This is a genomic window from Stutzerimonas stutzeri, assembly GCF_000952685.1.
In the GTDB taxonomy this organism is placed as follows: domain Bacteria; phylum Pseudomonadota; class Gammaproteobacteria; order Pseudomonadales; family Pseudomonadaceae; genus Stutzerimonas; species Stutzerimonas stutzeri_E.
Genome location: NZ_JYHV01000037.1, coordinates 696,364 through 719,186 on the forward strand (window position 1 = coordinate 696,364; position 22,823 = coordinate 719,186).

The 22,823-nt window shown below is 63.1% G+C and carries 23 protein-coding genes; 11 read left to right on the top strand and 12 right to left on the bottom strand.

Annotated elements, in window-relative coordinates:
* Window positions 1-168 precede the first annotated feature (168 nt).
* From UF78_RS21780 to ampC, 4 genes are all read left to right on the top strand, one after another.
* Window positions 169-1,200 carry a LacI family DNA-binding transcriptional regulator gene (locus UF78_RS21780; protein ID WP_045164287.1) on the top strand — a complete coding sequence of 344 codons (1,032 nt, stop codon included), beginning with the start codon at window positions 169-171 and terminating at the stop codon, window positions 1,198-1,200.
* Window positions 1,201-1,319: 119 nt separating this feature from the next.
* Window positions 1,320-3,029, top strand: a complete 1,710-nt coding sequence (locus UF78_RS21785) for an IlvD/Edd family dehydratase (RefSeq protein WP_045164396.1) — start codon at window positions 1,320-1,322, stop codon at window positions 3,027-3,029.
* Between the two features lie 58 nt (window positions 3,030-3,087).
* Entirely contained in the window at window positions 3,088-3,789 is a 702-nt protein-coding gene (locus UF78_RS21790) for a fumarylacetoacetate hydrolase family protein (RefSeq protein ID WP_230623722.1), read from the top strand.
* Between the two features lie 91 nt (window positions 3,790-3,880).
* A complete protein-coding gene (ampC, locus tag UF78_RS21795) occupies window positions 3,881-5,047 on the top strand; it encodes a class C beta-lactamase (protein ID WP_423831612.1) in 1,167 nt (388 codons plus the stop codon).
* A gap of 157 nt (window positions 5,048-5,204) precedes the next feature.
* On the opposite strand, the gene UF78_RS21800 is transcribed toward ampC, so the two are convergent.
* Window positions 5,205-5,396 (bottom strand): hypothetical protein, encoded by a 192-nt coding sequence (locus tag UF78_RS21800; protein ID WP_045164288.1) that lies wholly within the window; start codon window positions 5,394-5,396, stop codon window positions 5,205-5,207.
* Between the two features lie 345 nt (window positions 5,397-5,741).
* Here UF78_RS21800 and UF78_RS21805 point away from each other — a divergent pair, with 345 nt between their 5' ends.
* From UF78_RS21805 to UF78_RS21820, 4 genes are all read left to right on the top strand, one after another.
* Window positions 5,742-6,683 carry a LysR family transcriptional regulator gene (locus UF78_RS21805; RefSeq protein WP_045164289.1) on the top strand — a complete coding sequence of 314 codons (942 nt, stop codon included), beginning with the start codon at window positions 5,742-5,744 and terminating at the stop codon, window positions 6,681-6,683.
* Between the two features lie 173 nt (window positions 6,684-6,856).
* Window positions 6,857-7,849, top strand: a complete 993-nt coding sequence (dctP, locus tag UF78_RS21810) for a TRAP transporter substrate-binding protein DctP (RefSeq protein ID WP_045164290.1) — start codon at window positions 6,857-6,859, stop codon at window positions 7,847-7,849.
* Window positions 7,850-7,939: 90 nt separating this feature from the next.
* Complete coding sequence (locus UF78_RS21815; protein WP_045164291.1) at window positions 7,940-8,509, top strand: TRAP transporter small permease subunit; 570 nt, start codon at window positions 7,940-7,942, stop codon at window positions 8,507-8,509.
* A complete protein-coding gene (locus tag UF78_RS21820) occupies window positions 8,506-9,822 on the top strand; it encodes a TRAP transporter large permease (RefSeq protein ID WP_045164292.1) in 1,317 nt (438 codons plus the stop codon). Before UF78_RS21815 ends, UF78_RS21820 begins: the two co-directional genes overlap by 4 nt.
* A 162-nt stretch (window positions 9,823-9,984) precedes the next feature.
* On the opposite strand, the gene mdcH is transcribed toward UF78_RS21820, so the two are convergent.
* From mdcH to UF78_RS21870, 10 genes are all read right to left on the bottom strand, one after another.
* The gene (mdcH, locus tag UF78_RS21825) at window positions 9,985-10,914 is read right to left on the bottom strand and encodes a malonate decarboxylase subunit epsilon (RefSeq protein ID WP_045164293.1); all 930 of its coding nucleotides are present in this window, start codon (window positions 10,912-10,914) and stop codon (window positions 9,985-9,987) included.
* Complete coding sequence (locus tag UF78_RS21830; RefSeq protein ID WP_045164294.1) at window positions 10,911-11,531, bottom strand: malonate decarboxylase holo-ACP synthase; 621 nt, start codon at window positions 11,529-11,531, stop codon at window positions 10,911-10,913. The genes mdcH and UF78_RS21830 overlap by 4 nt, the downstream gene beginning before the upstream one ends.
* Window positions 11,532-11,615: 84 nt before the next feature.
* Window positions 11,616-12,401 carry a biotin-independent malonate decarboxylase subunit gamma gene (gene mdcE / locus UF78_RS21835; protein WP_045164295.1) on the bottom strand — a complete coding sequence of 262 codons (786 nt, stop codon included), beginning with the start codon at window positions 12,399-12,401 and terminating at the stop codon, window positions 11,616-11,618.
* Complete coding sequence (locus tag UF78_RS21840) at window positions 12,398-13,264, bottom strand: biotin-independent malonate decarboxylase subunit beta (protein ID WP_045164296.1); 867 nt, start codon at window positions 13,262-13,264, stop codon at window positions 12,398-12,400. Before UF78_RS21840 ends, mdcE begins: the two co-directional genes overlap by 4 nt.
* Entirely contained in the window at window positions 13,257-13,556 is a 300-nt protein-coding gene (locus UF78_RS21845) for a malonate decarboxylase subunit delta (protein ID WP_045164297.1), read from the bottom strand. The genes UF78_RS21840 and UF78_RS21845 overlap by 8 nt, the downstream gene beginning before the upstream one ends.
* Window positions 13,557-13,558: 2 nt before the next feature.
* Complete coding sequence (locus UF78_RS21850; RefSeq protein WP_045164298.1) at window positions 13,559-14,437, bottom strand: triphosphoribosyl-dephospho-CoA synthase; 879 nt, start codon at window positions 14,435-14,437, stop codon at window positions 13,559-13,561.
* Window positions 14,437-16,104, bottom strand: coding sequence for a malonate decarboxylase subunit alpha (gene mdcA / locus UF78_RS21855; RefSeq protein WP_045164299.1), 1,668 nt, complete (start codon window positions 16,102-16,104; stop codon window positions 14,437-14,439). Before mdcA ends, UF78_RS21850 begins: the two co-directional genes overlap by 1 nt.
* Before the next feature lie 116 nt (window positions 16,105-16,220).
* Window positions 16,221-16,658 carry a YqaA family protein gene (locus tag UF78_RS21860; RefSeq protein ID WP_045164300.1) on the bottom strand — a complete coding sequence of 146 codons (438 nt, stop codon included), beginning with the start codon at window positions 16,656-16,658 and terminating at the stop codon, window positions 16,221-16,223.
* An 81-nt stretch (window positions 16,659-16,739) separates the two neighbouring features.
* A complete protein-coding gene (locus UF78_RS21865; protein WP_045164301.1) occupies window positions 16,740-16,982 on the bottom strand; it encodes a hypothetical protein in 243 nt (80 codons plus the stop codon).
* Window positions 16,983-17,054: 72 nt separating this feature from the next.
* The gene (locus UF78_RS21870; protein WP_045164302.1) at window positions 17,055-17,483 is read right to left on the bottom strand and encodes a DNA methylase; all 429 of its coding nucleotides are present in this window, start codon (window positions 17,481-17,483) and stop codon (window positions 17,055-17,057) included.
* Window positions 17,484-17,852: 369 nt separating this feature from the next.
* Between UF78_RS21870 and UF78_RS21875 the strand changes: the two genes are divergently transcribed.
* From UF78_RS21875 to UF78_RS21885, 3 genes are all read left to right on the top strand, one after another.
* Window positions 17,853-18,806 carry a TAXI family TRAP transporter solute-binding subunit gene (locus UF78_RS21875; protein ID WP_045164303.1) on the top strand — a complete coding sequence of 318 codons (954 nt, stop codon included), beginning with the start codon at window positions 17,853-17,855 and terminating at the stop codon, window positions 18,804-18,806.
* A 173-nt stretch (window positions 18,807-18,979) separates the two neighbouring features.
* On the top strand, window positions 18,980-21,013 hold the full coding sequence (locus tag UF78_RS21880) for a TRAP transporter permease (RefSeq protein WP_045164304.1): 2,034 nt from the start codon (window positions 18,980-18,982) through the stop codon (window positions 21,011-21,013).
* On the top strand, window positions 21,010-21,411 hold the full coding sequence (locus UF78_RS21885; protein ID WP_045164305.1) for a DUF1850 domain-containing protein: 402 nt from the start codon (window positions 21,010-21,012) through the stop codon (window positions 21,409-21,411). The genes UF78_RS21880 and UF78_RS21885 overlap by 4 nt, the downstream gene beginning before the upstream one ends.
* Before the next feature lie 166 nt (window positions 21,412-21,577).
* On the opposite strand, the gene UF78_RS21890 is transcribed toward UF78_RS21885, so the two are convergent.
* On the bottom strand, window positions 21,578-22,762 hold the full coding sequence (locus tag UF78_RS21890) for a PepSY-associated TM helix domain-containing protein (protein ID WP_045164306.1): 1,185 nt from the start codon (window positions 22,760-22,762) through the stop codon (window positions 21,578-21,580).
* Window positions 22,763-22,823 lie beyond the last annotated feature (61 nt).

The following is a 22,823-nucleotide window of genomic DNA, read 5'->3' on the forward strand; positions in this document are numbered from 1 at the left end:
CGTATGACCCCAACCGCGTCGCCAGTAATGCGAAACGGCGCTATGTAATCGCTTACATTTGCGAAAAAATGCGATGTAAGCGTTTACAAAAAGTTAGTTTCGGTTTTTCCTTATGTCAAACGCCATTCGCTGAGTGGCTTATTTCCAGCTCAACAAATGAGTAACTCGATGCCTCCCCCACAAGCGTTACTGTCCCGCGCCAGTCTGCACGATGTTGCCCGCGTAGCCGGTGTTTCGACGGCTACGGTATCGCGGGTGATCAACGGCAGTGCAGCCGTCAGCGACGACAAGCGCCAGGCCGTGCAGCGCGCCTGCGATGAACTCGGTTATGTGCTGAACGCCGCGGCGCGAACCCTGGCCTCGCGCCGCAGCATGACCATCGGCGCGGTCGTCCCGACGCTCGCCACGGAAACCTTCTCCCGCCCCCTCGCCGCCTTTCAGCACACCGTGCACGAGGCCGGCTACACGCTGCTGGTGGCCAGTTTCGGCTTCGACGAACAGGTCGAACTGAAGGAGGTCCAGACCATGCTCGAACACGGCGTCGATGCGCTGATGGTGGTCGGTCGAACGCACGATCCGAAGATGTGGCAGATGATCGACAACAAGCGCATCCCCTGCGTACAGGCGTGGACGCAGGACAGCGCCCGCCCGAGCGTCGGCTTCGACAACATCGCGGTTTCCCGGGATATGGTCGATCACCTGTTGGCATTCGGTCATCGCCGGTTCGCCATGCTGGTCAACGCGCCCTTCAACGACCGGGTCAGCGACCGAATCCTCGGCGCCCGGGCACGCCTAGCCGAAGTCGGGCTGGAAGTGCCCGAGCAATGGCTGATGGAGACCAACCTGACGCTCGAAGACGGTATCGCCGCGATGCACAGCCTGCTGCAGGGCGCAGTACGGCCCACGGCGGTGATTTGCGCCAACGACCTGCTGGCATTTGGCGCCCTGCTGGCGGCGAAGAACCTTGGCGTGCGGGTGCCCGAGGATGTCTCGGTGGTCGGCTTCAACGACTTCGACTATGCCCGGCACCTGTCGCCACCGCTGACCACCACCCGCGTCGAGCTCGAACAGATCGGCACTCGCGCCGGCACCTACCTGCTGGAAGCGCTCGACGGCAAGCCCAGGCCGGGCCCCATTGCCGTCGCCACGGAGCTGATCGTACGCGGCAGCTCGGGGCCGGCACCCGAACCCTCCGGTTGAGGCCGCGCGCCTCGCCGCCAAAGTGCCGCACGCCCGGCACGCATCACAACGATCGAGAGGTAACGCCCGTGAACAACAACAATGACTCCGGCAGCAAAACCGACGATCCGGCGCGCGGCATGCGCAAAGGGTTGACCAACTATGGCGATGAGGAATTCTCGCTGTTCCTGCGCAAGGCCTTCATCAAGGGTGCGGGCTATTCGGACGATGCGCTGTCGCGTCCGATCGTCGGCATCACCAACACCGGCAGCGGCTTCAATCCCTGCCATGGTAACGCGCCGCAGCTGATCGAAGCGGTCAAGCGCGGGGTGATGCTCGCCGGCGGGCTGCCGGTGGACTTCCCAACCATCTCGATTCACGAGAGCTTCGCCCATCCCAACAGCATGTTCCTGCGCAATCTCATGTCGATGGACACTGAGGAAATGATCCGCGCCCTGCCGATCGATGCGGTGGTCCTGATCGGCGGCTGCGACAAGACCGTGCCCGCTCAGTTGATGGGTGCCGCCAGCGCCGGCGTGCCGGCCATTCAACTGGTCAGCGGCTCGATGCTGACCGGTTCGCACCGTGGTGTGCGAGTCGGCGCCTGTACAGATTGCCGGCGCTTCTGGGGCATGTACCGCGGCGATGAGATCGACCAGCAGGAGATCACCGAGGTCAACGACCAGCTGGTGGCCAGCGTCGGCACCTGCTCGGTGATGGGCACCGCCAGCACCATGGCCTGCGTCACCGAAGCACTGGGTATGATGCTGCCCGGCGGCGCCACACCACCGGCGGTCACCGCCGACCGCATCCGTATCGCCGAGCGCACCGGCACCCAGGCGGTGGCGATGATCCAGTCACGGATGACGCCAGACCGCATCCTCACCGAGCAGGCCTTCGAGAACGCCCTGATGGTGCTGCTCGCCATCGGCGGCTCGACCAATGCCATCGTGCATCTGTCAGCGATCGCCGGCCGCTGCGGCATCCGCATCGACATGGATCAGGTCGACGCGCTCGGTCGCAAGATCCCGGTGCTGGTCAATCTCAAACCGTCCGGCACGCATTACATGGAAGACCTGCACAAGGCCGGCGGCCTGGCCCCCGTGCTGCGCGAACTACGGCCTTTCCTGCACCTCGATTCACTGACCGTCACCGGACGCACGCTGGGCGAAGAGTTGGATGAAATCGCCGCCTTCCCGCAGGACGTGGTGCGCTCGCTGGACAACCCGATCTATCCACAGGGCGGCATCGCCTTCCTGCGCGGCAACCTGGCGCCGGACGGGGCGATCATCAAGCAGTCGGCCGCCAGCGCCGAGCTGATGGAGCACGAAGGCCGGGTGGTGGTGTTCGATGGCCTGGAGGATCTGGCCCAGCGCATCGACGACCCGGACCTCGACGTCAACGCCGACGACATCTTGGTGCTGAAGAACATCGGCCCGAAGGGCGCGCCCGGCATGCCGGAAGCCGGCTACATCCCCATTCCGCGCAAGCTGGCGCGTGCCGGCGTCAAAGACATGGTGCGCATCTCCGATGGCCGCATGAGCGGCACGGCGGGCGGCACCATCATCCTTCACGTCACGCCCGAAGCGGCGGATGGCGGGCCACTGGCGCTGATCGAAAGCGGCGATCGCCTGCGTCTGAGCGTGGCCGAGCGTTCCCTGGATTTGTTGGTCAGCGACGGGGAGCTGGCGCGTCGGCGCGATGCGCTTGAGCGACCGGAACCGCGCGAAGGCGACGAGCGCGGCTATCGCAAGCTGTTCCTCGACACCGTGACCCAAGCCGATCGCGGCTGTGATTTCGACTTTCTGCGCAGCCTGGACGAGGCCGGCAGCGTGCCGCTGCGTAAATGATTCCAAAGCCGTCGCGTCGCACCCAGCGCAAAAACCTCAACAACCTGGAGCCCGAACAGTGAATTTGACAGACCCGAACGACTACCTCTTCACCCCCAGCATCCCCAGCCTCGCGATTGCGGATAGCAACCAACGCTACCCCGTGCGGCGCATCTACTGCGTGGGCCGCAACTATGCCGAACACGCCCGCGAGATGGGTCATGATCCGGACCGCGAGCCGCCGTTCTTCTTCACCAAGCATCCCGACAGCCTGCTGCCCGATGGCAGTGTGTTCCCCTACCCGCCGGGCACCGAGAGTGTGCACCACGAGATCGAGATGGTCGTGGCCATTGGCCGTGGCGGCGCCGATATTCCGCCTGAACAGGCGCTTGAGCACGTCTACGGCTATGCCGTGGGGCTGGACATGACCCGCCGCGACCTGCAGGCCGAGGCGAAGAAGATGGGCCGACCCTGGGCGGTGGCCAAGGGCTTCGATCACGCCGCGCCCTGTTCGGCGCTGGTACCGGCAACCAAGGTCGGCCATCCGAGCGAAGGCCGCATCTGGCTTGAGATCAATGGCGAGCTCCGTCAGGAAGGTGATCTGGCGTCGCTGATCTGGAGCGTGCCGGAGGTAATCGCCTACCTGTCGCGGCTGTTCGTGCTCGAGCCCGGCGACCTGATCATGACCGGCACGCCGGCCGGTGTCGGCGCGGTGCAGCGTGGCGATCGGTTGAGCGGCGGCGTTGAAGGCATCGGTACGCTGGAAGTCACGGTGGGTTAAATGTTCGGTATCACTGACGGGGCTGGAAAGGCACTTCTGCAAGCGGCCGGCAGATGCTAGTTTCCAAGCCCTTCAGGTGATTCGAGGAGCCATGATGCGCTCATCCAGAAAGTGCCGGGCGGGGCTGTTGCTCGTCGCGGTGACCATGGCGCTCAGCCGCCCCGCCGCGGCCGACGTGGATTTCGCCGGCATCGACGCGACGGTAACGGACGCCGCCCAAGCCGTCATGGCGCAACACGCGATCCCCGGTCTGGCGATCGCGATCACGGCACAGGGCGAGCAGCGTTTCTATGAGTTCGGCGTGGCCTCGAAGGCGACGCAGCAGGCCGTGACCCGCGATACCCTGTTCGAGATCGGCTCGGTCAGCAAAACCCTGACCGCAACCCTGGCGGCCTATGCCGAAACCCAGGGCAAGCTGTCTCTCACCGACAGCCCCAGCCGCTATCTGCCCGCCCTGCAAGGCAGCCAGCTCGACCGGATCACCCTGATCGACCTGGCCACCCATACGGCTGGAGATTTCCCGTTGCAGCTGCCCGATGCGATTCGCAACGATCAGCAGTTGACGGATTACTTCAGGTCTTGGCAGCCGCGCTACGCACCTGGCACCAGGCGCGTCTACGCCAATCCCGGCATGGGTCTGCTGGGCATGGCGGTGGCCAGCGGCCTGGGGATCCCCTATGTCGAGGCCCTGCAGAGCCGGCTGTTGCCAACGCTCGGGATGAACAGCACCTACATCGATCTGCCGTCCGGCGAGAGAATGCGCTATGCCCAGGGTTACAACAAGAACGGCGACCCGGTCCGGCTGAATCCGGCGCTGCTGGCGAATGAAGCGTACGGCGTGAAGACCACCAGTCAGGATCTGCTGCGCTTCGTCGAAGCGCAGCTCGGCACGATCAAAACGGACCGCTCGGTCAGACAGGCCATAACCGCGACCCAAACCCGCCATTACCGGGTGGGCGCCATGACCCAGGCGTTGGTATGGGAACAGTACGATTATCCGGTCGCGCTGGACGATCTGTTGGTTGGCAATGGCAGCAAGATGGTACTCGACAGCCAGCCGGTGGAACCGATTTCCCCTCCGTCACCACCGCAGGCCGACGTCTGGATCAACAAGACCGGCTCGACCAACGGTTTTGGTGCCTACCTGGCCTTCATTCCGGCCGAACAGCTGGGCATTGTCATTCTGGCCAACCGGTATTACCCGAACGAGGACCGGGTGAAGCTCGCCTATCGCATCCTCGGCCAGTTGGCGCAATAACGGAAACAGGTCAGCCGGATCGCGTAACGCGGCTCAAAGGCATGCCTCGGCGGTGGGCTGAAGGGGAGCCGACCGCCTCGGCCGCTTAAGAATGCCAAGACGATCGGCTTTCGCTCAGCGGTCTGGGCGCTATCGATACTCGCTCACCAGAGCCGGGCTAGCGGCCCACCTTCGCGTCGGTTGAATCATGGGTGGTCGAGGCGGCCGGCTCCGGTTGCGCAGGTTCCGGTTCGCCACGCCCGGGGTCGTCCGGTCGGATTCCCAGAGCCATCAGCAGCGTCTCGGTAACCTCCATGAAGGAGTACCCGTCGGCCCATATTTGCGTCTTGCTGTTTAGCCTGTTATCCATTTCGTTCCATTTCCTGGGCCGGAGCGTCGTCCAGCCCTCGTTCGTGTTTTTGTCTGCTTTGCCAAATTGGCACAGCACAACAGCATCGAACGTGCCATCGCGTATTTCTTAATTTTTCCTTATAAATCAAATAGTTGCTGTGATGGCAAATTTCAATTATCGTGCAAATTGCATGGCCTCCGTTAGCGCGCCATGCGATGTGCATGTCGCCCGCTGGCGCCTTGAGCAGGCATCACACACAGCCGAACAGGACGAGCAACCCGACACGCGCAGATCGTTCCCATGGCCAAGCCCTAAGCCGGTCCGCGTTAGGCATAATTGTCCTCCTTGCCCGAGCCCTTGCCCATGCAAATCGACGAAGAACTCACCCTGAAGAAGCTTGAAGTCTTTCTGGCCTTCATGCGTAGCGGCAACCTGAGCAAAGCGGCCGCCGAGCTGAACACCAGCAACGTCAGCGTTCACCGCGCCATCCATTCATTGGAAAGCGCCCTGCGCTGCCCGCTGTTCAAACACGAGGGCCGCAACCTGATCCCGCTGGAGAGTGCCTTTGTGCTGGAGGAACATGCGCAGAAGCTGGTCCAGGATGTCCTCGAAACGGTGCGCCAGACGCGTGAATCGGCTGGGTTCTCGGCCGAGCGCTTCAAACTCGGGGCGCTCTATTCGCTGACGGTGAAGACCGTGCCGCAGCTGATCATGGGCCTGAAGCTGCGCCGCAGCGAGCTCAACATCGACCTGATCCTCGGCTCCAACGTAGATCTGCTCTACAAACTCAAGAACATGGAACTCGATGCCGTCCTGATTTCTCTCGACGACAGCCTGATCAATATAGATTGCGAGCAATTGCTGCTCTTTGCCGATGACATCTTTCTTGCTGTACCCGCCGACTCCCCATTTGCCGAGCAGGCAGAGGTGGACTTAGGCGACTTGCGTGATGCGACCTTCATCACCCTCACCCAGGGTTTCGCCACCCATCGCGACAGCGCTCGTGTGTTCGACCAGGCAGGCTTCAAGCCGAATGTAGGGATGCAGGTCAACGACATCTTCACTCTGCTCAGCATGGTCAGTTCAGGCGTCGGTTACGCCCTGCTTCCAGGGCGGGTCGCAGCGGTTTACGAGAACCGCATCCGCCTGATCCCCCTACAGAGCAAGTACCGCCTGCAGCAGCAGATCGGCATTGTGTTCCTCAAGGCCAAGGAGCGCGATCCCAACCTGCTTGCTCTGGTCGCCGAATGCCGAATGTATCGGTCCCGATCCAGCACCGAACCGGGGTCTTCAACGGATCGTTAACTTAGCCGTAACGATAGAAGGGAGGTCTTAATTGATCCCCCCCGTTGCGCACGCTAGCCTGCATTTCACTCGAGCAGCGGACGCTCGGATAACAAGAAGAAATTCCTGTGACGTAATAAAAATAATTATGAGCCGCGTAGCGTGGCTCTAAGTGTCAATCTAGGAGAATTCCAATGAAAGCCCTACTCCGTACATCGGTTGTGGCTGCAATGCTAGTCGCCAGCGCCCCCAGTTTCGCCGAGACAGTCCTTCGCGCTTCCCATCAGTTCCCTGGCAATCAGGGCGACCCGCGCGATGAAATGGTGCAGATCATCGCGCGCGAAGTGGCCGCCGCCAATGTTGGCCTCAAAGTCCAGATTTATCCCGCCTCCTCCTTGTACAAAGCCAACGAACAATGGGGCGCGTTGACCCGTGGCCAACTCGACATGACAGCCTTGCCGCTGGACTACGCGTCGGGCCGCGTACCGCAATTCTCCGCCACGCTGATGCCTGGGCTGGTCAAGAACTACGACCACGCCGAGCGCCTGAACGACTCCGACTTCATCAAGGAAATACACGCGCTGGCTGAGAAGAACGGCGCGATCATTCTCGCTGATGCCTGGCTGGCTGGTGGATTCGCTTCCAAAGAGAGCTGCATTACCTCGCCTGACACCATCAAAGGGCAGGTCATCCGCGCCGCTGGTCCGGCTTTCGAAAACATGCTCGCCGCCGCCGGTGCCTCGATATCGTCGATGCCTTCGTCCGAGATCTACAGCGGCATGCAGACCGGCGTACTTGATGCGGCCAACACCTCCAACGACAGCTTCGTCTCATACCGCCTGTATGAGCAGGTGAAATGCCTGACCGCGCCGGGCGAGAACGCCCTATGGTTCATGTATGAACCCGTCCTCATCTCCAAGCGCACCTTCGACAAACTCACCCCGGAACAAAAGGAAGCCATGCTCGCGGCAGCAAGCAAGGCCGAGGCCTACTTCGCCGAGGAAGGACCAAAAGGTGAGCAGCGGATGAACGAGACGTTCGCCAAGGCCGGCGTCAAGGTTGTCAGCCTGAGCAAAGAAGAACACGACGCCTGGATGCAGGTCGCCCGCGACTCTTCCTACAAGTACTTCGCCGAGAAAGTCAAAGGCGGCCAAGACCTCCTGGACAAGGCCCTCGCCGTGCAGTGATGCCCCACATGGCCGCTACCTCAGCGGCCTTCGCTGTGTTCAAGCACGCTCCGTGCTTCTGCTTCATGGCCCGGGTTCAAAGGAGTCCCCATGTCCAGACGATTTATTCGCTCCATCGAGGCCCTGTCGCGCCTTGGTGGGGTCAGCTCCGTGTTCCTGTTGATCATCGCCATGGTTGTGATGTGCCAGATGATCCTGATGCGCTACTTATTCAGAGCGCCCACCGTCTGGCAGACCGAGGTCGTGGTATTTGCCGCCACCGCGGCGATCTTTATCGGCGCGCCCTACGTGCTGATGAAAAAGGGCCACGTCGGCGTCGACGTCATAGAACTGATGATGTCCTCGCCCAACCGGCGCCGTATGCAGCTGCTCGGGGCGGTGCTGGGCCTGACGTTCTGCCTGCTGATGACCGTGGCGAGCGTCATCTATGTCCACGAAGCCTGGGAAGGCGGCTGGACCACCCCGACGATTGCCGCCATACCGCTATGGATTCCTGCAACGCCTATGCTCGTGGGCTTCGGCCTGCTATGCCTGCAATACGTGGCAGAGATGATGAAGCTCATCTGCCCCGCCCTGGCCATCTCGGAGCAGCAAAGCGCTTCGGCCATCACGGATGAACCCATCGGACACAGCCGCCAGAATCTGGGAGAAGCACCATGACGCCGACCCTTACAGGTACGCTTTTGATCTGCGCCTTGCTCCTGTTCCTGGCCACCGGCATGCCGATCGCCTTTGCCCTGGGCCTGGCGGCCATGGGCGGTCTGTTCTTGGCGATGGGCCCTGATGTCATCGGCGTGGTGGCTGAAACCATGTTCGCCGGGATCGGCAATCTGGCATTCGTCTCGATTCCGATGTTTGTGCTGATGGGCGCCATCGTGGCCGGCACGCCCGCCGGAGCCGATCTTTATCGCGCGCTGGACCGCTGGATGTACAAGGTTCCAGGCGGTCTGGTGCTCTCGAACATCGGCGCCTGCGCTGTCTTTTCCGGTATGACAGGCTCGAGCCCGGCCACCTGCGCTGCGATCGGCAAGCTGGGCATCCCGGAGATGATCAACCGCGGCTACCCCTCCTCGGTGGCGACTGGTTCGATTGCCGCGGGCGGCACGCTCGGCATCCTGTTACCTCCTTCGGTGACGATGATCATCTATGGCATCGCCACGGAAACCTCCATCGGCCGGCTTTTCCTCGCCGGGGTTCTGCCGGGCCTGATGCTGACGGCCATGTTCATGTGCTGGGCGATGATCGATGCCCGCCGCAAGGGCTTCCGCTTCGGCACCGAAGGTGTGTATTACAGCCTGCGCGACAAGCTGGCAGCACTGCCGCGTATTTTTCCGCTGATCCTGGTGATCATCGGCGTGCTCTACGTGCTTTATGGCGGCGTGGCCACGCCTTCCGAGGCAGCCGGCGCAGGTGCGATGCTCACGCTGGTGGTCGTGGTGCTGGCCTACCGGCTGTTCAAGATGGGCACCTTCCGCAATATCTTCAGCTCCGGCATGCGTGAAAGCGTCATGATCATGATGATCCTGGCCTCTGCCGAGCTGTTTGCCTTCGCGTTGTCGTCGCTCTACATCACTCAGTCGCTGGCCGAGACGATTGCCAGTCTGGAGGTCAACCGCTGGGTGCTGATGGGTGTGATCAACCTGTTCCTGCTGGTGGCCGGGATGTTCCTCCCGCCGGTCGCGGTCATCGTGATGTCTGCGCCCCTGCTCTTCCCCATCGTCGTACAGGCCGGCTTCGATCCCTACTGGTTCGCAGTGGTCCTCACCATCAACATGGAGATCGGCTTGATCACGCCGCCGCTGGGCCTGAATCTGTTCGTCATCAATGGCATCGCACCCCAGGTGCCGACCCGGGACATCCTTTGGGGGGCGCTCCCTTACGCGCTGGTCATGGTGCTGGCGATCATCGTGCTGTGTGCGTTCCCACAGATCGCGACCGTACTGCCTGACTATGTGATGGGCGAAGCCCTATAAGCATATATGTTGGCCATTGGCCATTGGCCATTGGCCATTGGCCATAGGCGAATTTGACGGGCTCCTTTGGGGGCCCGTTTTTTTTTGCGCTTACGCCAATGCGTAGCGCTCGGATCGGAGCAATCTAAGCGCCTGGAAAGTAAGGCCAGTGCGGTGATGGGGTTATTCGACTCGATCGGCTTCCTGACGCAGCAAGGCGATCAGGGTGTCCAGCCGTGCACCGTCGAAAGCGATCAGCGTGCCCTGTTCGAACACCCGCCGTGCCAGGCCGGTCAGCACCGAGCCGGGGGGCAATTCGATATGCAGCCGCACGCCGCGCTCGTAGGCGGTGCGCAGGGTGCCGTGCCAGTCGACGACGCGGCACATGTTGAAAGCCAGGTCGTCGCGCAGGCGCTCGGGAACAGCAATGGGACGTGCCGTGGTACTGCTCAGATAGCGAATGCGTGGCGCACGGAGCTCGACGCGGGAGAACGCTTCGGCCAGTCGTGCAGCCGGTGCGTCCAACAAAGCGTTATGCGACGGCACGCTGACCGCAAGGCGTCGGGCACATGAGGCGCCCAGCGCTTTAGCGCGTGCCGCGACCGCCGCCATGGCATCGTCTGCCCCGGCAATGACGATCTGGTTGTCGGCATTGATATTGGCCAGGTGCACCGACTTGTCATGGACTTCGCCCAGCAGGCGTTCGACCGAAGTGAGATCGAGCCCGAGGATAGCGGTCATGCCGAAACCCTGGGGATAAGCGTTCTGCATCAGCTCGCCGCGCAGCTCGACCAGCCGCACGGCATCGCGATAATCCAGCGCACCCGCCGCCACTGCAGCGGCATAAGCGCCAATGGACAGGCCTGCCACATAGTCGGGCGCCTGACCGCCGCGCATCAACAACCGGGCAGCCGCGACCCCGGCGATCAGCAAGCACAGCTGCACGGCGCGGGTTGAGGCCAAAGCATCTTCGCTGTCCAGATCCAGCACGTTATGGCCAAGGACTTCGCTTGCCTGCTCCAGGCAATCAATCACCTCGGGCTCCTGCGGCAATCGATGCAGCATGCCGGGTTTCTGTGCGCCCTGGCCGGGGAAAGCGAACAGGCTGCTCATGCGACCTGCTCCTGCTGGTTCCATGGGTTTCCGACCAGCCGCGCCCCGGTGGGGCACTTGAGCAATACGCGTGTAGAGTCACCGGCCCATTCGCGCAGGGCGATGGCACCGAAGGGCGTTTCCAGCTGTAGGTCGACGCGACAGGGACCGTCATCAAGATGCTGCAACAGGTCGCGGGCCCTGGGCCGTGAAAAGGACTGCGGCACGCGCACGAGCAAATCGAGATCGCTGTTGGCATGCGCAGCCGGGATGCCGGTGGCCAGCTGATAGCCGACGGAACCGGTTATGCCCCAATCCAAGCCCAGTTCATTCATCACCGGCCTGAGCTGTATCAGCGCACGCAGTGCCGGTAGCTCACTGGCGTAGACACCCGCGGTCAGCTCTTCAGGCCGCACACGACGGCGCACAGCGTCTACTGACATGAGCGTGGCATAGCGCTGATCACGCGAGGCGCCACGTACTCCGACGGCGATCTGACCGCTCGCCACCATGGCCCGTCGCACGACCACGGGTTGGTCGATCTCAAGCACCTGTCGCACCCACACCGGCGTGTCAGAGGGCAGTTGTGTCGGGCTCATGCCCCAGAGCAGATCATGGGGGCATGGACGGTCGTGCATTAAAACCTCCTCGCGAAACCTCGTTATGAGTGAGACATCGGAGCCGATTTCGTCACATTCGACAGCAGCCCCGACGTGAATGACCTACCACTGCGCGCGCATCAACTCCCGCACCCGCGACGAGGCCTCACGGTTCGGTGCGCCGAGACGACCACGCAAGTCGGTACTGCTGCCGATGTCGTCCACGGCTCGCTGCAGGCAGTCACGCACACGCTGCAGATCGCCGGCAGAAGGCTGCTCGATGCTGTCCACCGAGAGGGTTTCCCAAAGCAGGCCGAGGGTCGCGTAATTGTCGATGTCGTAGGCCATTGGCGGCACTGATTCGGCCAGGGCTTCCAGCTCTTCGACGCTGCGCAGGGTAATGCGCGCCGCGGCGGCCTTGCCCATGGCGTGCACCATTACGCCCGGATCACGCAGGGCGACGATCCTCTGGGCCTGGTAGCCGTGTGCGAGAAAGGCACCGGACATGGCCTTGCCCACCAGCAGCGCGATCACCGGATGCCCGGCCAGGCGCGCGCGAGCATAACCGTCCACCGCACCGGCCAGGGCCTGATGGATGCCCAGCGCCTCCTCGCGACGGCCATAGGCCTGGCTCGGCACGTCGACGATGGCGACCACCACGCGTTTGTCCGCCTTGTCGCGATCGGCCGCGATCACCTCGTCCAGCGCCTGGCCCAGCGCCCAGCCTTCGAGCAGACCGACCTCGCCGTTGCGCGCGCGCGGGAAGGGATTCTCGGCGTCCGGCACCACGGCGATATAGCGTGCCGTGCGGTCGTCCAGCGACCCGTCGACCACCTGTACCGAGGCCGGATAGCCATCCAGTGCTTGACCACCGGCCAGGGCTTGCAACCAGTTCAGTCCACGGCTCATTGGGCATCTCCTTCGTAGAGGGCACGCACGGCGTCTGCATCGAGCTGCGCACGGGTATCGACGTCCGCCAGGCGCTGCAGAAACCAGGCGTGACGGCAGCTGCGCGGTTGAACGGGAATGCCGAGGGCGAACAGCTCGTGCAGCTGCTCGCGGATGGCGTCGGTGTCGTCAGCGACATAGGCGTCCACCAAGCCGCTGGCATAACGCTGCTCACCGCCGCTCAGGCTCCAGATGAACGGCCGGTCGCGCGAGTCGTATTCCTCGATCCCGGCTTCTTGCTCGATCACTTGTGGGCCGTTGAGACCGACGCGGGCTTCGCGGGTGACGACTAGATAGCTGCACAGCCCGGCGGCGATGGACATGCCGCCGAAGCAGCCGACGGAGCCGGCGACCACGCCAATCACCGGCTGATAGTCACGCAGTTCGACGATGGCTGCCTGAATCTCGGCGATGGCCGCCAGGCCCAGGTTGGCCTCCTGCAGACGTACACCGCCGGTTTCCAGCAGCAGCACGGCGCGAGTCGGAATGCCATTGCGGTTGTCTTCGATGGCTAGCTCCAGGGCGCCGGCGATCTTGGCGCCGCCGACCTCGCCCATGCTGCCGCCCTGAAAGGCACCTTCGATGGCGGCGATCACCGCCGGTTGGCCGTCGATCGTGCCCTTGGCAACCACCAAGCCATCGTCGGCCTGGGTGACGATGCCCTGCTTCGGTAGCCAGGGCGAAGTGACGCGGGCGAAGGGATCGAGCAATTCGCGAAAGCTGCCCGCGTCCAGCAGCACACGGGCACGCTGGCGGGCGCCCAGTTCGACGAAGCTGCGCGACTTGAGTAAACGGGCCACGTTATCAGCAAAGGAATCAGTCATGGCCGACCTCCTCCAACCCCTGCTCCAGACGCAGACGCACTACGCCGGGTGTGGCCCCAAAATCGTGAATATCGATATTCAGCGCTGGCAGGTTCTGCTCGCGGAACATTCGCTCGAACAGTTGCTGCCAGCGCTGCTCGGCGCCATTGACCGAGGTGACCACTTGGATCGCCAACTTGCCGGCCTGGCCGGGTTCCAGCAGCACTTCCAGATCGCCCGAGCCGACCACGCCGACCAGGGCCCTGCCGCGGGCGGGTTGCCCGGCGGCGAATTCGAAAGACAGGGTTTCCATGTTCAATTGCTCCCAGTCGGCGCCGGTGCGGCGGGCGCCAGGCGGTCGAGGAATAAGGTGGCGGCGAGTAGATCGGCAGCTCCGCCCGGCGAGGCGCGCAGCGACAACATCTCGCCTTCCAGTGCGCGCAGCTGGCGGCGCCCGGCGAGGCTGGCGCAACCGCCGGCAGCCAGTACGGCGAGGGCGCCTAGCTGCATGCGATTCAGCCCGGCGAGGCCAGCGCGGTGCAATACACAGGTGTCGCTCAGTTCGGTCATGATCGCCAGCAGCGCATCAAGCCGGGCATTCTGCTCACCCGCCCCGCCGCGACGGCTCACCAGCAACTGCGGCAGGCCCTGTTCGATGACGGCGGGAAAGCCGTGCTGCGCCTGTTCGCGTGCACCGAGCACGCCATAGGTACGGCAGACCCGTGCGCCATGGCTGTGCGGATTGTGCGGGGCGGCCGGGTCGCTCAAACGCGCCAGTGCCGCGGCGGTCGCCGCAACGCCTCGGGCATCAGGCGCGTCGATTTGCAGCGCCGCCGCCGCGCTGAGCAGCCCCAGCGCCCAGATAGCGCCGCGATGGGTATTCACACCGCCGGTGACGCGGAGCATGTCGGCTTCTCCGGCCCGGCCCAGTTGGCCGAGGGTTTCGCGCAAGGGCTGGCCGACTTCGCCAATTTCCTGCGCCGCTTCGGCCATCGCCTTGAAGGCCGGCCACAGCGCATCAGCCGAGGCGTGCATCAGGCCCAGGTGCAGGTCGTCATGCGCGCCGTTGCCGCGCCGATCGACCAGCCCCGGCTTGGGCGAGAGGTCGGCCTCGTCGATCAGCGCCTGCACCGCCAGGTCCGCCAGGCGCTCAGCCAGGGTTGGCTGCGCCTGTCTTGCAATGAGTGCGCTCATCACCAGCTCCTGAATTTCGCGGGCGGGTTGTAGAGGCCGCCGGACCAATCGACCAGTTCGGCGATGCTCTTGGCGGCCAGCAGCTCGCGAGTCGCATCGTTGCGGCGGATGCCAAGATCTTCCGGCAGCGCGATCAGGCCTTCGCGGCGCATGCGCTCGGTGTCTTTCGGGTTGTGCCGCAGGCCGATGCTGGTGACGCCGGCCACCGCGGCGATCATCGCCCGGCGTTCTTCCAGCGAACGCGCCTTGTACAGGTAGACGATGCCTTCCTCGGTCAGCAGGTGGGTGACGTCGTCGCCGTAAATCATGATTGGGGCCAGCGGCATGCCGCTCTTTTTCGCCACCTCCACCGCATCGAGTTGCTCGACGAAGGTGGGTTTGCCGCCTTCCTGGAAGGTCTCGACCATCTGCACCACGAGCTTCTTGCCGCGCTCGAGCAGGGTCACCGGGGCTTCGCCACCGGGCATGGCCATGTCCAGCCAAGCCGGAGTTGGATGACGGCGACCGCGCGGGTCGTGGCCCATGTTCGGCGCACCGCCGAAACCGGCCAGGCGCCCGCGGGTGACGGTGGAGGAATGGCCGTCGCCATCGACCTGCAGGGTGGCGCCGATAAACAGGTCCACCGCGTATTGCCCGGCCAGTTGGCACATCATGCGATTGGAGCGCATCGAGCCGTCGCGGCCGGTGAAGAACACGTCCGGACGATGGGCGATGTAGTTCTCCATCCCCAGCTCGGTGCCGAAGCAATGCACGCTCTCGACCCAACCGGTCTCGATCGCCGGGATCAGCGTCGGGTGCGGGTTCAGAGTCCAGTTGCGGCAGATTTTGCCTTTAAGGCCCAGCGACTCGCCGTAGGTCGGCAGAATCAGCTCGATGGCAGCGGTGTTGAAGCCAATGCCATGGTTGAGCGACTGCACGTTGTGTTTCTCGTAGATGCCGCGGATGGCCATCATCGCCATCAGCACGTGCACCGGCTTGATATGGCGCGGGTCGCGGGTGAACAGCGGCTCGATGTAGAACGGCTTGTCGGCGACCACCACGAAGTCGACCCAGCTGGCCGGGATGTCCACGCGTGGCAGCTCGTCGACAATTTCATTGACCTGGAAAATGACGATGCCATCGGAGAAGGCGGTTGGCTCGACCAGCGCTGGGGTGTCCTCAGTGCTAGGGCCGGTATAGATGTTGCCGTGACGGTCGGCCTGGAAGCCGGCGACCAGCGCGACATTGGGAATCAGGTCCACCAGCAGGCGCGAATAGAGCTCGATGTAGGTATGGATGGCACCGACTTCCAGCAGGCCGTCTTCGAGCAGCTGGCTGATGCGCAGGCTCTGCGGGCCAGCAAAGGAGAAGTCGAGCTTACGGGCGATCTGCCGTTCGAACAGGTCCAGATGCTCGGCGCGGCTGACGCTCGGCATGATCATATGCAGGTCGTGCAGCTTGCCGGGGTCGGCCTTGGCCAGGGAGCGGGAGAGGAAGTCCGCCTGCTTCTGGTTGTTACCCTCGAGCACCACCCGGTCGCCGGGGGCGATCAAGAGTTCCAGGGCCTCGACGATCCGCGCGCTGGGCAGCACCACGCCATCGGCGAGGCGCCGCACCTGATCGAGACGACGGGCTTTTTCAGCGCGGCGACGCGACCACTGCGGCGGTGGGGAGATTGTTGTTGTCATGGCGACTCCACAGGTTTTCCGCTTGTGGAGCGCACAGTAGGGAGACGACCGAAGGGTCATCAATCAAGCGCAGAGGTGTTTCGTTACGCTGAGGTTAACGAAGGCTCTGGATGGGCTCATAGCCAGCCGAGCGTGATGGCTGCAAGCAGCACATAGCGGCCACCCTTGGCCAGGGTCACCAACAGCAGGAAGCTCCACAGCGGCTCGCGCAGAGTGCCGGCGACCACGGTCAGCGGGTCGCCGATGATCGGCACCCAGCTCAGCAGCAACGACCAACGACCGTAGCGGTGATATCGGCGCTGTGCGCGTTCGAGCTGTTGGTCGCTGACCGGAAACCAGCGTTTATGACGCAGCCGCTCAACCGAGCGGCCCAGCAGCCAGTTGACCAGCGAGCCCAGCACGTTGCCCAAGGTGGCAACCAGCAGCAGGCCGGTGGCCGAGTAGCCGCCGTGCAGCAACAGCCCGACCAGCACGGCTTCGGATTGCGCGGGCACCAGCGTGGCCGCGGCAAGGGCAGCACCGAACAGGCCGAAGTAGGCGGGCAGGTCGAGCATGGGTTCTGCTGGCTTAAGGAATGATCGTGCTGAGCACTGGCTAGCGCAGCCGCTGCTCAACGCTGATGAAACGGCTCGTCGTCACCGCCCCGGCTGTGGGCGAAAGCCCGGCACCACACTGGGACGCTCGACTCGCCCGGCCGGTTGCGTACAGTTGAGATCACGAAACGGCTGTCCGTTGAGCAGCTCCCAGCCATGCCCGGGCGGCGTCTGCCGGCATATCACGGTACCGTCGGCCTTGCTTTGCCACTGGTAATAAGGCGCGGGGCCAGCGGTGGCCAGCAGAGGCAGAAACAGGCTGAAGGTGAGAAGGAAGGCGCGCATGATCGGGATTCGATGGGGAGCTGGCGCCACTTTAACCGGATCCTGGGCCGGCGCAAGCGTCATCCGGCGCGCTCAGTCCCAGACCTTACGTGCTTCACGCATGAAGATTTCAACGGTTTTCGGCCCGACGCCCTCGAATTCCGCCAGCCGCTTCTCCAGGTCCTTACGATCCTTGCTTTGCTGGTGAAGGTTACCGAGCTTGCCGCCGTATTCCTTGTTGAGCTTGTCGCACAGCTTTAGCAGGCGCTCAGCGGTCGACTCGTCGTAGCGCACGTAATGCCCCTCGCCGAGCATGTTCACCAGCGCCTGCCAGCTGCAATTGCAGAGTTTGCGGGGCGTGTCGCGCCCATGCTTTTCGACGATCACCCGATAGGCCTCGGCGGCGATGTCCTGCTGGATGCGCTTGCCGAACAGAAAGCTGGCAATGAACCATTTGAACAGCTCGCCTTCACCCTTCTCGATGTCGATACCGAGTTCCTTCGCACTGATTTCGCTGGCCATGCTGCACCTCGTCTGAAAGGGCGTCCCAATGCGACGCCTCGATGCATGCCGGGGTTCCCATAGCGCCGGGTTGATAGGCGAAAATCCGCCGATCCCCATGCACCCATAGGCAGCTTTTCGCCCATAGACACAGCGGAAATAGATCGACGCCGCGGGCCAGAGCCTTCGCCAGTGATGGCACAGCTCGTGCTATGTCTGTAGTGCCCGATGCGATCAACCACAAGAAAAGCCGCACAGCGCACTCCCGCTTTCCAGCGAAAGCCATTCGTGTGTATCCGTCTTTTCTTGCCCGCTCGCAGCGCTATGGCTGCGGCTGATCGTCTATCGTCAGTTCTGCGAAAACCAATAACAACGAAACGGAGAAACACAATGAGATTGACCAAACAACTCACCCTGCTGGCTGCCGCAGCGGCCTTTACCGCCAGCACCGCCGCGGTTGCCGCGCCGACCTTTATCAATATTCTGACTGGCGGCACCAGCGGTGTTTACTACCCGATCGGCGTAGCCATCTCCCAGCTGTACAGCAAAGGCATCGAAGGCTCGAAAACGTCCGTACAGGCCACCAAGGCTTCGGTGGAAAACCTCAACCTGTTGCAAGCCGGCCGCGGTGAGCTGGGCCTCGCGCTTGGTGACTCGGTGGCAGACGGCTGGAATGGTGTCGAAGACGCCGGCTTCAAGGCCCCGCTGAAAAAGCTGCGCGCCATCGGCGGCAGCTACCCGAACTACATCCAGATCGTTGCCAGCAAAGAGTCCGGCATCAAGACCCTGGCCGATCTCAAGGGTAAATCGCTGTCCGTCGGCGCACCGAAGTCCGGTACCGAGCTCAATGCTCGCGCCATCCTCAAGGCGGCAGGCCTGAGCTACGAGGACATCGGCAAGGTCGAATACCTGCCGTTCGCAGAGTCCGTGGAGCTGATCAAGAACCGTCAGCTCGATGCCACCCTGCAGTCCGCTGGTCTGGGCATGGCTGCGATCCGTGACCTGTCATCCACCATGCCGCTGAACTACGTCGAAATTCCGCAAGACGTCGTCACCAAGATCAACAACCCGGCGTACCAGGCGGCCAACATCCCGGCGGGCACCTATGACGGCCAGGATGCTGACGTACCTACAGTGGCCATCACCAACATTCTGGTGACCCATGAAGGCGTATCCGATGACGTGGCGTACCAAATGACCAAACTGCTGTTCGAGAACCTCGACCAGCTGACCAAGGCCCATTCGGCTGCCAAGGACATCAAGCTCGAAAACGCCACCAAGGCCCTGCCGATCCCGCTGCATCCGGGCGCCGAGCGCTACTACAAGGAAGCCGGCGTACTCTGAGTACGCCGAGGAGCGGCAAACGCCGCTCCGACTCCGGCTGGCGAGTGCATCCCCGCACTCGCTGCCGGCATCCCAAACGATCTTTGCAGAGGTGCTAGTAAAACCAGCGTGTGTTCACGGCAGGTTTTGTTAGCGGCTCTACGCGACCACGCTTTATCAGCTCGAGGCATTTCATGAGCGAATTACAACAAGAGCAAGGCCTGGGCGGCAGCCCTGCCGAGTGGCCCAAGGCGCTGTTCTATGTCGCCCTGCTGTTTTCCATCTACCAGATCACCATGGCGGCGTTTCATCCGGTGTCGAGTCAGGTACTGCGGGCGGGGCACGTCGGTTTCTTGCTGATGATTGTCTTCCTGAGCTTCCCTGCCCATGGCAAAGGTCGCCCCTGGCAACCCCTGGCCTGGGTGCTCGCGCTGGCCGGCATGGGTACGGCGTTTTATCAGTGGTATTTCGAAGGCGACCTGATTCAGCGTTCCGGTGATCTGACGACCTTCGACTTCGCTGTCGGGGTGGTGCTCATCGTCATGGTCTTCGAGGCCGCGCGCCGTGTGATGGGCATCGCACTGCCCATCATCTGCGCGACGTTCCTCGCCTATGGTCTGCTGGGTGAATACCTGCCCGGCGACCTTGCACACCGCGGTTATGGTTTCGACCAACTGGTCAATCAGCTGGCATTTGGCACCGAGGGCCTATACGGAACACCGACCTACGTGTCGGCCACCTATATCTTCCTGTTCATCCTGTTCGGTGCCTTCCTAGAGCAGGCTGGCATGATCAAGCTGTTCACCGATTTCGCCATGGGCCTGTTCGGCCACAAGCTCGGCGGCCCGGCGAAGGTGTCGGTGGTGTCGTCAGCCTTGATGGGCACCATCACCGGCTCGGGCGTGGCCAACGTGGTCACCACCGGCCAGTTCACCATCCCGCTGATGAAGCGCTTTGGTTACCGCGCCGCGTTTGCCGGCGGTGTCGAGGCGACGGCGAGCATGGGCAGCCAGATGATGCCGCCCGTGATGGGCGCCGTAGCCTTCATCATGGCCGAGACGATCAACGTGCCCTTCGTCGAAGTGGCCAAGGCCGCCCTGATTCCGGCGCTGCTGTATTTCGGCTCGACGTTCTGGATGGTGCATCTGGAAGCCAAACGCGCCGACCTCAAGGGTCTCCCGAAAGATCAGTGCCCCAGCGCCATGGCGGCTGTGAAAGAACGCTGGTACCTGCTGATTCCGCTGCTGGTGCTGGTCTGGCTGCTGTTCTCCGGCCGCACGCCCATGTTCGCCGGGATTATCGGCCTGTCGCTGACCGCCATCGTGATCCTCGGCTCGGCGATCATTCTGAAGGTTTCCTCGTTCGGCTTGCGAATCGCCTTCTGGATCGCCCTGGGGCTGCTCTGCGCAGGATTCTTCCAGATGGGCATCGGAGTGATCTTCGGGGTCATCGCGGCACTGGTGGCGACCTGCTGGTTCATCAAGGGTGGCCGCGACACGCTGCGGGTATGTCTGCATGCGCTGGTCGAAGGCGCCCGTCATGCGGTCCCGGTCGGTATCGCCTGTGCCCTGGTGGGCGTGATCATCGGCGTGGTTTCACTGACCGGTGTGGCCTCGACCTTCGCCGGTTACATCCTCGCGGTTGGCCAGGACAACCTGTTCCTCTCCCTGCTCCTGACAATGCTGACCTGTCTGGTTCTGGGGATGGGCATCCCGACGATCCCCAACTACATCATCACCAGCTCGATCGCCGCGCCAGCGCTGCTGGATCTCGGGGTACCGCTGATCGTCTCGCATATGTTCGTGTTCTACTTCGGCATCCTTGCCGATCTCACCCCGCCCGTGGCGCTGGCGTGCTTTGCCGCTGCGCCGATTGCCAAGGAGACCGGGCTGAAAATCAGCATGTGGGCCGTACGGATCGCCATCGCGGGATTCGTGGTGCCATTCATGGCGGTCTACAACCCGGCGCTGATGCTGCAGGGCGACAGCCTCTGGATGACTGCGTACATGCTGTTCAAGGCCGCATTCGCCATCGGTCTCTGGGGTATCGCCTCGATCGGCTATCTGCAGCGTCCGCTGGCCTGGTGGGAACGCGTGCTTGGATTTGCCGCAGGTGCGACGCTGATCATGGCCATGCCGATCACCGATGAAATTGGCTTCGCCATCGGCGCGCTGCTGCTGGCACAGCACATCGTCCGGGCCCGCCGCGCCGGACCGGCGCTGGCGTGATCGGACTCTGCCTGGGCTTGGCCGGGGTGGTGTGGGCACAGGTGCCCACAGCCGACTTCACCCTGGCCTGGACCCATACGATCGAGAAGATCCGCTGGGAAGAAGATTACCGCGTGACACCGGACGGGCTGCTGCTCGGCGAAGCGCGGGTCAAGGGTTCAGGTGCCGGAATGGAGATTCCGGATAACGCCGAACTGCGTGACGGGGCCTGGCACTACCAGCGCCAGATGCCACCGTTACAACCGCTGCGTGTGGGGCGAACCCCCGAAGCAGGGGACTACCAACTGTGTTTCGACCAGCGTTGCCACGCGGTGAGCGAATGGCTCGGCCCGCCAAAAGCGGACCAGCCCGCGCTGGAACTTTGGAGTTGCGCCGCGCAAGCGGACGGCTCCACCTAATTCTGTGTCAGGCTTCGCCTCGTTCGGGGCGCGTACAACGCCCTGGCGGATCGGTGAAGCGTGATCCGCCCTACGTTAGCTGGAGGCCTGCCGCGCTCGGGATCACGTCACGGTAGATCGGTGAAGCGAGATCCACCCTACGTTGACTCAGCGCCGAAGGCGTTCATCAGATCGCGTGCAATGCCTCGTTGCGCTTGCTGGCCGCTACGTACCTGGCGCGCCGTTTGCGCCACCAGATCACCACGCCGGTCACTGAGAGCACGGCGATCGCTATGCCCAATACCGCGATCAAAATGCGTCCGGGCAAGCCGAGAATCCGTCCGCCATGGATCGCCGGCTGCAGCATGTGGAACTGCTCGCCCAGCGTGCCCTGCCCCGGTATTTCCTGCCCCAGCAACTGCGTGCCATCACTGCCATGAAAGAACAGCCAGGCGTTGCCCTGATCGCTGTCGTGATCACCGAAACCGGCCCCGTAGAAGTTGTACTCGAAGCTGTAATACAGCTCGCCGATGGGCTCGCTCAGGCCCAACTCGGCGGCATGCTGCATGGCGAAGTCATAGGCCCGATGAAAGTCGTACTGAGTCACGCCCAGCTCTTCCTTTGGCAACTTGCCGCGCGCCGCGTAGACGCTCGGCTCCACCTTCGATACCAGCGACACCACCGGTTTGAAGACCTGTTCGGGCAGGTTCATCGCAATGCTGCTGACCGCCACCGGCGTGAGCAACAACCACAACCAAAGGCCGCCGGCGCGATGCACATCATGGTTGAGGCGCTGCCGCTTGATTTTCCAGGCCGTCCACCACTTGCCGAAGAACGGCCGCCCGCGAGGGAAGGTCAGCAGCAGTGAGACGAAGCAGTCGAGGGTCCAGAAGATGGCAACGAGCCCCATCAACCAAAGTCCCCAGTTGCCCGGCAGCGACAGGTTGTAGTGAAACTCCAGCAGGAACGGCACGAAATTCTGCCGCGAGAAACAGCACTCGCCCCAATAGCGCGTGCCGACCTGCTCACCGGTCACCGCGTCGAGATAATGCACCACCGGCTGCTCTTCGAATGGCTTGCCGGTCGCCGGGTCGTTGCGCGGCACCAACGCCATCAGCGCGGCGTGCCCCGGTTCATCCGGGAATTCCATGTACCAGACCTGCATCCGCGGGTTCGCCCGTTCGACACGATCGACCAGCGTGCCCGGGGCCAGCACCGGACCACGGCTCTCAGTGTGATAGAACTCCGGATTCAGCCACTCGTCCAGCTCATGGTGAAAGGCTAGAACGCTGCCGGTGATGCCGGCGAGAAAAAGGAACAGCGCCGTGGCCAGGCCGATGTAGCGGTGCAGAAGAACGAGTATGGAGCGCATCGTCGGTTCCCTTCTTGCAGATAGCAAAAAGCCGCCGGCCTTTTGAGCCAGCGGCGCGAAT